This is a genomic window from Staphylococcus sp. HMSC14D10 (assembly GCF_001808125.1).
GTDB lineage: Bacteria > Bacillota > Bacilli > Staphylococcales > Staphylococcaceae > Staphylococcus > Staphylococcus haemolyticus.
Genome location: NZ_KV792224.1, coordinates 18,720 through 33,094, shown reverse-complemented (window position 1 = coordinate 33,094; position 14,375 = coordinate 18,720). Strand labels below are relative to the sequence as shown.

Genomic DNA, 14,375 nt, shown 5'->3' with positions numbered 1-14,375 from the left:
TTTAGTATCTTTTAATAATTTCGTTTGTCAAAATAAACTAGACAATTTCTCATCTTCGATAAAACTCATAAATACTTCCAATGGTGTTTTATAGCCCAGCGATTTTCTGGGACGATGATTAATATTTTGAGCAACACTAATGATAAGATCATCAGTGACTGAATTAAAGTCTAATTCTTTATCTAATCCATTGTGTCTAAGTATCCCGTTAGAATGTTCATTCAATCCACATTGCGACGGAGTGTCGGGGTCAGCAAAGAATATCGAGATATCGTGTCGGTTACAGATTGTTTTCCAGTTGGAGAGCTCCTTACCACAATCGAAAGTAATCGATTTAAATATATGAGGAGGTAAAGCTGAAAACATAGAGTGAAGAGCATCTTCAATATCATCTGCTTTGCGGCTTTGAGGTCGTATAGTGATAATCATCTTAGAGATTCTTTCTACTAAGGTTATGATAGCACTCCCATGATTACGGCCAATGATAGTGTCACCTTCAAGATGACCAAATTCTTGCATAATCACTTCTCCTTTCTCCTACTTATCAGTATAATAATATATATAATAAAAATGATATTGTATTTTGTATTATTGAATTAAAAACAAACTTTCTTTATAAAAAATGAGATTAATGAAACAAATTGATAGTTTCATTAATCTCATTTTTCGTAGAACTTTTTTCTTAAGCAATTTTAACTTAAAAATAAAAAAACACCCTACATCTTGGTAAGGTGTTACTAAAGTCAATATTTTACAATCTATTTATTATAGTTTAACAACGTTTGCAGCTTGAGGACCGCGATCGCCTTCAACTACTTCAAATTCAACTGATTGACCTTCTTCTAATGATTTGTAACCATCTTGGTTAATTGCTGAAAAGTGTACGAATACGTCGTTTTCACCTTCAACTTCGATAAAACCAAAACCTTTTTCAGCGTTAAACCATTTAACTGTACCTTGTTTCATAATTCTGAAACCTCCAAGACTAAATTCTTTCAATATGCATTATTCGCATATTACAAAAAATACATGTGACAATTATGTATTAATAACAAAACGCTATAAATAACTCTTACAGATATTCTTTGCAATATGGAATAAAACCATTGCTTAATAATAATTATATGTTAGTTCTTACCAAATTGCAATACAATTATAGAAAATTATCTTTTAATTAATTTTTGGTAGATTATAATATACTTCTTTATTATTTAATACAATAAAACTATAAAATATTTGTAAATCTTCTTCACAATCTTCACAAAAATTTAAATCGCAATTGTTATAAAACGCATGAATATTGTATTTTCCAACAACATAATTATCGTAATAATCTTTACTTTTTGAAATTATGTTAATGTAGTAGTTTAGCATTTCATCATATGAAGTAAATTGATATTGCTCTATAATTTTATCTGTCCAGTCACTAAATAACCACCATCCCTCATAGTCAGCTCTAATTTTGGCAACTGTCCACATATATATTTCCCCTTTCAATTAGCCTATAATAATTATTTTAACTATTTTATATCTGAATTAAAAATATAATGTCTCATACTTTTGTCCGATAGCCTATTTATTCCATAGTAATTATTAGTTTTTTAGTATAAAACTTCGTATAATAAATATAAGGAGTGATACTATGAAGCAAAAGCATTTACAAGTGTTTGGGACGGTTCAAGGTGTAGGCTTTCGATATTATACACAAAGATTAGCGAATAAGTATCATATTCTAGGCACTGTCCAGAATGTAGATGATTATGTTGAAATATATGCAATAGGTAATGACGATGACATCCAACAGTTTATTAATGCTGTAACTGAGGGTGCATCACCTGCTTCACATGTTACACACTATGAGCTTGAAGATATTAATGTGAGTGAAGATTTTTCTGATTTTAAATCGATTTAAATATAAAAAGGAAGATGTAATTTGAGATATAATATTTCTCGACTTTTAGGCGTAATTGTAGGAATTCCAGTAGCTATGGGGTCTTGGATGGTCAGCGTATTTGGCTTTGATTTTTCATTTATTATTGACGCTTTGGTTGGTATTGGGATGTTTTTTGTGTCCTACTTCCCTACTCAACGACTCACGTCTAGGAAGTATTTAACAGAAATTGGTCTTTCACGAAGAGACTATCATTACGTAAGCAACCATTTAAAGCAAACACAAGATAAGATACGAACAATATTAAAATCATTTGTTAATGTAAGATCTATTCAAGATTTCAGACAAATCAATGATATATATAGGATTTCAAAATCAATTCATTTTGCTGTTAAACAAAGGCCAGCAATGTTTTTTAAAGTAGAGAGTTTCTTTTATTCGCATATAGATAATGCGCTAAATTTAATAGAGTCATATACTCGATTAGCAAAAATGCCGAAAAAAACTATTGAAGAAAAACAAAAATTAGAACATACTCGTATAACTTTAGATGAAGTTAAACGTACGTTGATTGCTGATCTGAAGAGAATCAATGAAGATGATTACGAGCGTCTAGATGTTGAAATGGAAATTAACAAATTAGAACAAAAACGTCATAAAGATAACTAGAATAAAGAAATGGAGCGATTTTTTAAATGCCTCGAAATGATCAATTTAACAACTCACATCCATTAGATGATTATATAGTACAACAACAACTAAAAAACCTAGATAATAATAGCAATGTCAGTCTAGCGAATCAAAATACAGTTTTAGATGATTTTCAGCAACAATTCAGTGATAAAGAAATGCAAAAAATTGAAAGTATTAGTCAACAAATTAAACCTTTAGACAATGATGGTCTATTATCATATGGCTCACATTTGCAAGAAAATATGTCTCAATTCTCACATAAAATGCTGGATGAAGTGCAGACTAAAGATATTGGACCTGTTGGAGATTCACTTAATCAATTAATGACTAAGTTAAAAGCTATAAATCCTGATGCGTTAAATCCAGAGAAACAATCCAAACTTAAGCGCTTTTTTAAACGTACCAAAGCTTCAATTAATGAAGTGTTTTCTAGGATGCAATCAGTAAGTTCCCAAATTGATAGAATTACAATTCAGCTTGATAAACACAAAAATAATCTATCAAAAGATATCAAATTATTAGACGGATTATATCAACAAAATAAAGATTACTTTGATGATGTTAATTTATATATCGCCGCCGCTAAAAGAAAAAAATATAAAATACAAACGAACGACATTCCGAAACTACAAGAACATGCCAATCAAACTGGTAATCAAATGGATATACAAGCCGTAGCGGATATGGAGCAATTTGTTGATCGCTTAGATAAGCGTATTTATGATTTACAATTATCTCGTCAAATTGCAATACAAACTGCACCACAAATTCGCATGATTCAAAACGTTAATCAAGCATTGGCTGAGAAAATTCAAAGTTCTATTCTTACAAGTATTCCACTTTGGAAAAATCAAATGGCAATTGCCCTTACGTTAATGAGACAGCGTAATGCAGTGTCTGCCCAACGTGCCGTAACAGATACAACCAATGATTTACTTACTCAGAATGCGGCTATGTTAAAACAAAATGCCATTGAAACTGCTACGGAAAATGAGCGTGGCATTGTAGACATTGAAACACTTAAAACAACGCAAAGTGATATTATTGAAACAATTGAACAAACACTTCAAATCCAACAAAATGGTCGTCAAAAGCGTAAAGAAGCTGAGAAAGAACTTGTTGGCTTAGAAGATGAATTAAAACAACACTTACTTTCGATGAAGAAGGAATAGCTAAAATGATTAAAGCACATCACAACTCAAAATGAGTATGATGTGCTTTTTTATTATAATTAATTCGTTTAGATAGCTATTCTTTTTGATAAACAATATGGTCTTGGTTTACGAATTTAGCAACGACATATCCAATAATAGTTGCGACTACTGCTATTGGAAACCATTCTAAAGAATATTGCTTTAATGGTAAAGCATCTATAAATGACATCTTCACCCAACCATTAGTACTTATAACACTTAATATTGAAACAATACTAATAACTGCAATTGGTACTTGCTGTGCAACTGGTTTAGTTGGAATGAATCGTGCAAGTAAAATTAGTAATACAACAGTTATTGCTATAGGATAAATAACGCTCAATACTGGTACTGACATAGAAATTACAGCATTTAAACCTAAATTTGCCAGTATGAAACTAATCAAAGTAAAGAATATTGTATAAGCTTTGTATGAAACTTTAGGGAATATTCTATTAAAATATTGACTTACAGATACAATTAAGCCACAAGCAGTTGTTAAACAAGCGAGTGCAACGATAATACCCAATAAATATTTACCGAAGACACCAAAACCATTCGCCGCCATTGTTGTTAATAAATAAGCACCAACATTTTGATCTTTAGCTGTCAGATTTTTAAGTGTCGCGCTGTCAACGTTCATATGATTGCCTATAAATCCTAATGAAACATATATAAATACAAGCGCTATGGCTGCAATTAAGCCTGACATAACTGTTTGTTTAAATATTTGATTTGCATGTTTAACCCCTGTAGCTTTTATCGCGTTAACTACTATCATTGAAAAAGCAATTGCTGCGATTGCATCCATAGTTAAATACCCTTCTGTAAAGCCTTTTGAGAAACTTCCAATAGCTGAATTGTAATCAACCTTGTTTCCATGAGATGGTGCATTACCATTATAATCAACAAATCCTTTAATAATCATTGCTAAAATTGTTATTAATAATAATGGTGTTAATAAAGATCCTATACGATCTACAATTTTACCTGGATTTATACATAGGTAAAGAACGACTAGGAAATAGATAAGAGTGAATATAAATAACACTAAATTACTATTCGTATGAGCAATTGGTGTCACAGTCATCTCAAATGAAGTCGAAGCTGTACGCGGAATTGCAAACAGAGGCCCTATTGTTAAATATATAATAATTAAAAATATTACAGAAAATTTAGGTGATATTTTATTTAATGAACCAACATAGCCTTGCTTATCTAATGCGCCAACGATAACGCCTAACAATGGTAAGCCGATTCCTGTTAAACAAAATGCGATAACTGCTGGCCAAAAGAAATGACCACTATCTTGGCCTAAATTTGGTGGGAAAATAAGATTACCTGCGCCAAAAAACATAGCGAATAATGTAAATCCTACTATCCAAGTATTCTTATTCATAGAATTGCTCCTTTTTATGTGTATGTTTGCAATATTAAACATTCTAGCATAAAAAGGATTTACAAGTCTATGTGATTTCAGAAAATTTGAAAAGTTGATAAATATTTAAAATAGAAATCATATATCTATTAAAATGATTTTAGAAGTAATTTTTTTAGTAATGGCGATAAATGACTCGGCAAATTTTCTACACCTTCTACAAATAATGCGTATTGACCATAAATGTTATGAATGGTTTGTTCAATATCTTCTGTTATAACATCTTGACTCAAAAACACATTAAATACTTCAATACCATATTTGCGGGCCATTTCTACACCTTCATAAGTGTCTAAAATACCATCTTGTGCATAATTGTAGGCTGAAGGCTCACCATCGGAAAATACTATCAAGAAACGTTGATTATGACTTCTTCTTAGCAAGCGTTCGCTAGCAATACGTATAGCTACGCCATCACGGTTATCATCTTGTGGGTGTAAAGACATGATTCGAGGGCCACTTTTTTCCATGGTTGAATAATCATAATGAACAATTTCATCAATGATGTTAGGCTGTTTACGATCATCAGAATCAAATGCATCTTCATTGAACGCAAGTATTTCATGTTTAACATTTAATGCTTTCAATGTTTCGTGGAAAAGAACAACCCCTTTGATTGTCTCTTCCATCTTATCGAACATACTTGCAGATGCATCAATTAATAAAGTAAAAGTGGCATCAAACGTTTTACTTAAATCTTGTTTTTTATAAAATAATTTATATTGATCATCGATAAACCAATTTGTTAAATCTCTTTGCAAACGACCTTTAGTAAGGTTATGTCGCTCATCAACATGTTCGCGATCAATAGTTTTCTTGATAATTTGAATTAAATCCTTAGTTTCAAATTGAACATCGTTTTTAACATTTTGATACTCTAATAAGTAATCCGGTTCGATATCGGGAACATTCCATTTAACTTCTACATTTTCATTAATCCCTTTAAGTGCGAATGATGCATTCTCTCCTATAGAGCCACCTTCATCATTATTTAATGTATTGTCAGAACCACGACCCTTTTTGGTCATCATGTCTGTCATATCGTCTGTAGAATCACCTTCACGAGCAGTATCATTATCACTTATTACCTCACTATTCTCGCCCTCATGAAGTTCCATTTCAAGGTAAGCACCGCCTTCTGATTTACTATCTTGAGCATTCGTTTCAGCTTCAGCAGTCTCAGAGTCAGTATCCTCAGAGGTATTGTCTTTTCCATCTACATTACTCGCATCTGTACGTTTTAACTCATCAAACGTCATTTCATGGATTGCCTCATATACACGACGAGGGAGATGATAATATTCATTTAACATATCTTTGGTTAACATATCATCAATTTGGAACATGATACGTTGAGCTAAGTACATATTATCTTCGGATGTTTCATTTTGGAAAAAGTTAGGCAGATATTGAAACATAGAATTCAAAATATCGTCTAATTGTGAATGCATCATTGGAATATCAAAGAAATTCTGACTAAGAAATGCTTTTTCTAAATATAAAAATAGTAAATCAGTATACACAGTTTTAGTTTTATAGAATTTAATTTGAGATTCAGTATAAGACAATCTCGTTTGTAAACGTAAATCTATTAATTTAGAAGTACTTGGGCGTTCATTACGAATATGATTAAACACGCGCATATCTTCTAGTAATCTAAAAATTTGCTGATAAAACTTAGGGTGTTCAAACTCGTTATCATGTAATACTTCATTCACAATAGATTCATCCATCATTTGATACCCATAGGCTGCGAGCATCACGTCAGTTTTAAGTCCGGCTTTCTCTATATGCTCGGGACGGTGCGACCAGAACCAACTTGTGATCAATATGTTATTAATTGGATCATAGTAAGGGAATTTTTGAATTTTAACTTGTGTTTGCTCATTTTTAAGAAGTAAGCGCGCTAAGTCCTGTAGCATCATAACTTGCTTAGCATCTAATTGCTCATCATTAAATTTGATAAAACGATCGCTCATAATAATCCCTCTCTAAAAGTTTAATTCAATCGCATTTTTTATTGCTTGTTGTTCACGCTCATCTTCTAATTTATCGATAATTGTGCGTTGAATAGCACGCTCAATTGGCATTACAGTAATTAAGTCACTTAAATCTATTAATGCTCTGATATTAGCTGCTTCTTCAGAAATTTGTCCTTGTTTAGACATTGTACGTAAATCTTCATTGAATTTGATAATTTGTTCAATAATAGCATCATCTTGAAGTTGACTTTGTTGCTTAATAACGTCTTTTAATATTTCACCGTCTATATAATCTACTTGAATAACAACAAAACGGTTTTTCAAAGCTTCGTTCATAGGAAGTGTACCTACATAGCCTTCATTAATTGCGGCAATAACGTTGAATCCTGGCGCCGCTTTTATCACTTCTCCAGTGAATGGGTTTGTAAGTTGACGACGATAATCTAGAACACCATTTAGTATTGGTAAGGTTTCAGGTTTGGCCATATTTATTTCATCAATATAAAGGGTATGTCCTTCACGCATTGCTTTAATTACAGGACCATCTATAAAAACAATTTCTTGTTGACCTTGTTCGTTTGTTTTAATTGTCTTAAAACCAAGTAGACTTTCAGCGTCTAAATCTACTGAACAGTTAACTTGATGCATTGGTGTATTAACAGCTGCACTAAGTGTTTCCGCTAATTTGGTTTTACCAGAACCTGTTGGCCCTTTAAGTAATATATTTTTATTTAAATTAAATAATGCTTTAGCATCGTTAAATACGGATTCATCTGAATTAATATATTGATTCTTAATCATTTTTGTAGTTTACTCTCCTTCTTTAAAATGAAAAATAGACTAAGAAGTTGCATTGAAAAAGTAATGTTGAGTATATTTCAACGGTTACATCACTTTTTCAAAATAACCCCTAAGTCTTGATTAAATCATGAACATGCTTAATTATTGATACTAAACTTCTTTAAAGTACGTTTTATAATAACCACCGACTAAACCAGAATTATCAATAATTTGATAGTATTCCTCAGTTTCATTAATAACATCATATTGCTTTCCAACAGTTAACATATCAGAAACTGTAAATTTCTTAGCATCTGTATTAATTACTTCAACTTTTTTAATAGGTGTACGTGTTTTCCATGTTTCATGTAACATTGCCATAAATTTCATGCCTCCATATAATTATTGTTTTACTTTTCTAATGTATAAATAAATGAGATGCCACTATTCTCAGTAATACGTAGTGATTGAGCATCGCCTTGATTTAATGTCTGATAAGGAATGCCAATGTCATCTAATTCCTTTTGTGCATTGTTGAATGCTTCAACTGAATTTGCACTAAATTCAATTTGCTCAACGATGCCTTCTTCTTTTAATTCAATAGGTTCATTAGGCTGATATAAATGAAGTTCACCACCTAAACCACCTTCGCCAATTTGAAATACTTGTATCAATTGGTCAGGAAACTCTGTTGATTCGTACTCAGCATAATGAGTTAAGTTAAATACATTCTTTAGGATAGATGCTGTAACTGGCAATTCATTAACTTTAATAATGATAGGACCAATTCCCTGAATTTGGTGTAGCGGATTTACTGTACTATCAAAAGTGGGTGTGCCTAGTCCGACGCCCGTATTATGTTCATTCGAATAAATATCAAAAATTTGATGGTTGCTATCTTCGAAATTAAAATGCTTATTACCGTTTAACTCAGTAATTTCACTTGCTTGAATTTGATTATCTTTAAAAATCGTTTGATACTCATCCAATCCTGAATCTGTCGGCGTTCTTAAACCAACACTAGTGATATGTTGATTTTCATATTCAGAATTTGGCACTTCAACAAAATGTATTCGTGTACCTGGACTTAAATCTGCATCACCAAAACGTAAAGCTTGATTTTTAGATGCTACATTTAGTCCTAAAATATCTTTAAATAGTTTATTTGTTTTAGAAAGATCACTTGTCCCTAATGTGACACTTCTAAGTCCACTCATGCATGACACCCCTAATATTTGTCTTTTCTTAATTATTATAACGCATTTTAAATATGATTTATATCATGAACTATATAATGGACCGTTAATTTAATGAGTTCAAAAAATACATACGAAGATATATATAAATTTGATAAAATTCGTATAATGAATATAAATACAAATTTATAATAAATATCAACAAGCCCTCCCCTACCCTTATTCTATAAGGTAGGGGGGTGATTTGAAATATGTCTTTTAACTAATGATTTAATTTTATATAATTAAAAATAGTTCGTTTTTTAGTCAATTAGTAATGACTATACTTATAATATAATAGTTGGATTATTTAAGAGATGTAATAATTATTATAAGAATTATCTATTCCATAATTAGTCAATAATATAAACGCTAATTACTTAAATACTTTATTTGCTGTTCTCTAAAAATCACAATCTGAATTTTCTATACAAATGTCTTATGAACTTTTATAAATGAGTGTTATTTATTTTCGGCCAAGTAATATATCTTCTAACTTTTCATCAGAGACTTATATGGCAATTTTAGATAACTCAGCTTCTTTTGTGATTGATTTATATATTCCAAGTAACTTATCCATTTCTTGTTTCTCTTTTCCATTTTTCCTTAATTATTCGTGCACTTGGCATTTTGTGAACTATAACTCTTAATTTTATTTGTTCTTCATTATAACACCTCGATTTATTTTAAGGGCATTGAATATAGTCTTAGCACTGCTTATATAATATTAATTGAATATCATCTTTGGTTTTTTTATGTATTTAATATAACTTACACATAGGCGCATTACCTTTCTTTTTTATTTTGTTTGGTAGCTAATAATTATAGAGGTAATTGCGCCATTTTTGTATTCAAACATAAAAATTGGACTGATGATTTTTAGTCATCAGTCCAATTTATTATAGAGTCAAAAAATACAACGACGATGTGACGCCGTTGTATCAATATTAGTTTGAGGTTATATTCCTTTGAGCTTAGCTTTCTAAAAGTAAATCTTCAGGGCTTTCGATTAATTCTTTAATCGTTTTTAAGAATCCTACTGCTTCTTTACCATCAATAATTCTATGGTCATAACTTAAAGCAATATACATCATTGGTCTATTCTCAATTGTATCTTTATCAATTGCAATTGGACGAGTAATGATTGAGTGCATACCTAGAATAGCTGCTTGGTTACCATTAATAATTGGTGTACTCATCATTGAACCAAATACGCCACCATTAGTAATTGTAAATGATCCATTAACCATATCATCTAAACCAAGTTTTTTATCTCTTGCTTTAACTGCTAAGTCAGCAATAGCTCTTTCAAGTTCTGCAAAGTTCTTTTTATCACAATCTCGTACGAAAGGAACTAATAAACCGTCATCAGTAGAAACAGCTACACCTATATCATAATATTGTTTAGTAATCATATCATCGCCGTCGATTTCAGCATTGACTTCAGGATATTTTTTCAATGCAGCAACTGCAGCTTTTGTAAAGAATGACATGAAACCTAGTTTAGTACCATCATGATCTTTAATAAATTGTTCTTTTTTACGTTTACGTAATTCCATTACGTTTGTCATATCTACTTCATTGAATGTAGTTAACATTGCTGTATTATTAGAAACTTCTAATAATTTTTTAGCAGCTGTTTTCTTTCTACGAGACATTTTTTCTCTAATTACAGGTTTATTAGGTGAACCTGAAGATTTTTTAGGTTCTTCTTTTTTGCTTGCTTCTTGAGAAGATTGGGATTGAGCTGCTTTTTGGCTATTTTCAACATCATCTTTACGTACAACATCGTTTCCTTTTCCAGAAACAGTGCTTAAATCTACACCGTTTTCACGTGCATGGCGACGAGCTGATGGCGTTGCATTAACACGTTGATTGTTAGGATTAGATTGTGTTTCTTCATTATTTGATTGAGATTCTTTTGGTTGAGCTGATTCTTTAGTCGCTTCATCATTGTTCGCAGATTGAGATTGGTCTGAAGATTCATCTTTGCTTGAAGAAGCATTACCTCTACCTTCGCCAACAGTTGCGATAACTTGGCCGACTTCCACAGTGTCGCCTTCAGAAGCCAATTGTTCTTGAAGTACACCTTCTTCTTCAGAAACAACTTCAACGTTTACTTTATCTGTCTCTAATTCTAAGATAGCTTCGCCTTTTTCAACGCTATCTCCCACATTTTTTAACCATTCTGCAATGGTACCCTCTGTTATAGATTCTGCTAATTCTGGAACTTTTACCTCTGGCATAATATTTCCCCCTAGTTATTTTTCAATACTACTTTCAATAATTTGATTTTGAACAAGTTTATGAATTTCTCCATCACCTTCAGCTGGCGCTGCACGTTGAATTCTACCGTGATAGCTTAAATTAAATTGGTTACCTACAAGTGATTTTAAATAAGGATAAACGAATAACCAAGCGCCTTGATTTTTAGGTTCTTCTTGAACCCAAGATACTGTTTCAAGATTAGGTAATTCATTTAATACTTCTTTAATTTCCCCTTCAGGGAATGGATATAAACGTTCAACTGCAACTAATAAAATTGAATTATCAGGATTTTTAGCTAAATGTTCTTTTAAATCTATGAACATTTTACCTGATGCTAATACAAGTTTAGTCACTTTCTCTTTATTTCCATCCTCGACAATAATAGGTTTGAAACCACCTGAAGTGAATTGATCTATTGGTTTAGCAACTGTTTTATTTCTTAATAAGCTTTTTGGAGACATTACAATTAATGGTCTCATAGCTTCAGTACCTAAACTCTTAGCTTGTGCTCTTAGTAAATGGAAATAGTTACTTGAACTAGATAAGTTAACAACTGTACTATTATTTTCAGCTGCTAGTTGTAAGAATCTTTCTAAACGTGCTGAAGAGTGTTCAGGTCCTTGCCCCTCAAATGCGTGAGGTAGGAATAGCGTTAAACCACTTCTTTCTCCCCACTTAGCACGTGCTGATGACATGAAATTATCGAACATCATTTGAGCCATATTAGAAAAGTCTCCGTATTGAGCTTCCCAAATATTCATGCTATTTTTATTTTCAACATTATAGCCATATTCAAAGCCAACGACAGCTGCTTCAGATAATGGACTATTGTGAACTTCAAATGTGGCTTTTTGATTAGGAACATGATGTAATGGTGTGAATGTATCACCATTTTCTTCATCGTGTAATACAGCATGTCTATGACTGAACGTACCACGCTCACTATCTTGTCCAGTTAATCGAACAGATATGCCATCTTGAACAATCGTTGCAAATGCAAGTTGCTCAGCTTGAGCCCAGTCTACTAAACCATTCTCATTTTCGAAAGGCTCTCTACGTTTTTCAAGAACTTTGTTTAGCTTTTTAAGTACATGGAAATCTTCAGGATATGAAAGCATAGCATCATTAATTTCTTTAAGATGATCTACTGAGAAATCCTTATCATCACTTTGTAAAGGTTCTTGCAATGACTCAGGTCTTTCCATATCTGGATTATCCATTTTATCTGATTTATCAATCTTGTCTTGAGCAGCACGCATTTCTTTTTGAACTTTATCCATTACGTCTTCCATTTGTTCCTTAGAAATAACGCCGTCTTCAACTAACTTATTACCATAAATAATTTCAACTGAATCATGTTTGCGAATATTATGATATGGAAGTGGATTTGTAATCGAAGGTTCGTCCATTTCATTATGCCCGTAACGACGATAGCCAACTAAATCAATTACAAAATCTTTATGAAATTCTTTTCGGAATTCCATTGCAATATCAATAGCTTCAATTGTTGCTTCAACATCATCTGCATTTACATGTAAAATTGGTACGTCATAACCTTTCGCAATATCAGTTGAATATGTTGTTGAACGTCCATCAACTGGTTCCGTAGTGAATCCAATTCTATTATTTGTGATGATGTGTAAGGCACCACCAGTTGAATAACCATCTAGGTTACTTAAATTCATTGTTTCAAAATTAATACCTTGTCCTGGGTATGCAGCATCCCCATGAATTATAATTGGCATACCTTTATGGAAATCTGTAGATGGTTTACCTGCGTGTTTTGTGTCATCTTGTGATGCACGTGTCTTACCAATTACCACTGGCGCAACAATTTCCAAGTGACTTGGGTTATTAGCTAATGAAATTCGTTGTGCAATACCATATGAAGAAGTTGTCTTCACACCACCTAAGTGATACTTCACATCTCCTGTCCATCCAGCAGTTAGTTCAAGACTGCCATCTTCTGGTAAGAATTTCATAGGGTCTGTGTGCATAAACTCAGAAATCATCATTTCATATGGTTTTTCTAGCACATGAGTTAAAACATTTAAACGACCTCTGTGTGCCATACCAATTTGAATATTGTTAATTTCAACTTCAGCAGCACGTTTTAATGTATGTTGTAACATTGGAACTAATGTATCAACACCCTCAATAGAGAATCGTTTAGCACCAACAAAGTTTTTGTGTAAATACTTTTCAAAGCCTTCTACATGCGCTAAAGTATCAAATAATTTTTTTCTTTCATCATTATTGATATTAGCTCTATATGGTGTTTCAATACGTCGTTTTAACCACGTACGTTCTTTATTATTATTAATATGATTATATTCAAAGGCTATCGGCCCTTTATAACGCTTCTCCATTCTTTCAATTGCCTCGTAAGCATTATCATATATATCTTTGAAATGATCAGATACAATTTCAGCTGAGACATTTTCTAATGTTTCTTTATCTAAGTTAAACTCTTCAATTTCTAACTTAGGAAGATTAGTTCTTTTAGGAGCATTAACAGGGTAAATATCAGCTTTAAGGTGACCGTATTGTCTTATATTGTCGATTAAGCGCATAATACGCTTAATTGTACCATCGCCCGCTGATGAACCACTCCCTTCAGTGGTTGACTTAGCTGCGACATGAGCTTCGCCATTTTTAATAGTGCTGAAAAGAACTTGTAAATCATCAGGCACTGAACTAGGGTCTTGTAGATAGTCATCGTATAAATCTAACATTAAACCTAGGTTAGCACCGAAGTTTACAGGAGCTTCTGTAACATCCTTGTTATCCTTTGCCATAGTATTACCCTCCACAAAATAGTTAAACCGCTTACAAGTCAATAATAGCACTATTTGTGGCTTTGATAAAGTCCATTGACTGAATATTATGGAAAAA

The 14,375-nt window shown here is 32.0% G+C and carries 12 protein-coding genes and 1 pseudogene; 3 read left to right on the top strand and 10 right to left on the bottom strand.

Translation table 11 applies throughout. The features are described from left to right. Positions 1-27 precede the first annotated feature (27 nt). From HMPREF3134_RS00235 to msaA, 3 genes and pseudogenes are all read right to left on the bottom strand, one after another. A pseudogene (locus HMPREF3134_RS00235) lies at positions 28-516 on the bottom strand (IS30 family transposase); the annotation flags it as partial. A gap of 249 nt (positions 517-765) precedes the next feature. Beyond that, positions 766-966, bottom strand: coding sequence for a cold shock protein CspA (gene cspA, locus HMPREF3134_RS00230; protein ID WP_002433901.1), 201 nt, complete (start codon positions 964-966; stop codon positions 766-768). A 204-nt stretch (positions 967-1,170) separates the two neighbouring features. Further along, complete coding sequence (gene msaA / locus HMPREF3134_RS00225) at positions 1,171-1,479, bottom strand: regulatory protein MsaA (RefSeq protein ID WP_037551417.1); 309 nt, start codon at positions 1,477-1,479, stop codon at positions 1,171-1,173. A gap of 163 nt (positions 1,480-1,642) precedes the next feature. Between msaA and HMPREF3134_RS00220 the strand changes: the two genes are divergently transcribed. From HMPREF3134_RS00220 to HMPREF3134_RS00210, 3 genes are read left to right on the top strand one after another with little or no spacing between them, the layout of a single operon-like run. Beyond that, positions 1,643-1,912 (top strand): acylphosphatase, encoded by a 270-nt coding sequence (locus tag HMPREF3134_RS00220; protein WP_070440005.1) that lies wholly within the window; start codon positions 1,643-1,645, stop codon positions 1,910-1,912. Positions 1,913-1,933: 21 nt separating this feature from the next. After that, a complete protein-coding gene (locus HMPREF3134_RS00215; protein ID WP_070440003.1) occupies positions 1,934-2,560 on the top strand; it encodes a 5-bromo-4-chloroindolyl phosphate hydrolysis family protein in 627 nt (208 codons plus the stop codon). Between the two features lie 26 nt (positions 2,561-2,586). After that, positions 2,587-3,756, top strand: coding sequence for a toxic anion resistance protein (locus tag HMPREF3134_RS00210; RefSeq protein ID WP_070440001.1), 1,170 nt, complete (start codon positions 2,587-2,589; stop codon positions 3,754-3,756). Between the two features lie 76 nt (positions 3,757-3,832). Here the strand turns inward: HMPREF3134_RS00210 and brnQ are convergent, their stop codons facing one another. From brnQ to HMPREF3134_RS00175, 7 genes are all read right to left on the bottom strand, one after another. Continuing rightward, positions 3,833-5,176 carry a branched-chain amino acid-like transporter carrier protein BrnQ3 gene (gene brnQ / locus HMPREF3134_RS00205; RefSeq protein ID WP_070439999.1) on the bottom strand — a complete coding sequence of 448 codons (1,344 nt, stop codon included), beginning with the start codon at positions 5,174-5,176 and terminating at the stop codon, positions 3,833-3,835. Between the two features lie 128 nt (positions 5,177-5,304). Beyond that, complete coding sequence (locus HMPREF3134_RS00200) at positions 5,305-7,194, bottom strand: vWA domain-containing protein (RefSeq protein WP_037551424.1); 1,890 nt, start codon at positions 7,192-7,194, stop codon at positions 5,305-5,307. A gap of 12 nt (positions 7,195-7,206) precedes the next feature. Continuing rightward, on the bottom strand, positions 7,207-7,998 hold the full coding sequence (locus HMPREF3134_RS00195) for an ATP-binding protein (protein WP_070439997.1): 792 nt from the start codon (positions 7,996-7,998) through the stop codon (positions 7,207-7,209). 150 nt (positions 7,999-8,148) lie between these two features. After that, positions 8,149-8,352 carry a DUF6501 family protein gene (locus HMPREF3134_RS00190; protein ID WP_029376685.1) on the bottom strand — a complete coding sequence of 68 codons (204 nt, stop codon included), beginning with the start codon at positions 8,350-8,352 and terminating at the stop codon, positions 8,149-8,151. Positions 8,353-8,387: 35 nt separating this feature from the next. After that, complete coding sequence (locus HMPREF3134_RS00185; protein WP_070439995.1) at positions 8,388-9,194, bottom strand: VOC family protein; 807 nt, start codon at positions 9,192-9,194, stop codon at positions 8,388-8,390. Between the two features lie 992 nt (positions 9,195-10,186). Then, positions 10,187-11,458 (bottom strand): dihydrolipoyllysine-residue succinyltransferase, encoded by a 1,272-nt coding sequence (sucB, locus tag HMPREF3134_RS00180; protein WP_070439993.1) that lies wholly within the window; start codon positions 11,456-11,458, stop codon positions 10,187-10,189. A 15-nt stretch (positions 11,459-11,473) separates the two neighbouring features. Continuing rightward, complete coding sequence (locus HMPREF3134_RS00175) at positions 11,474-14,278, bottom strand: 2-oxoglutarate dehydrogenase E1 component (protein ID WP_070439990.1); 2,805 nt, start codon at positions 14,276-14,278, stop codon at positions 11,474-11,476. Positions 14,279-14,375 lie beyond the last annotated feature (97 nt).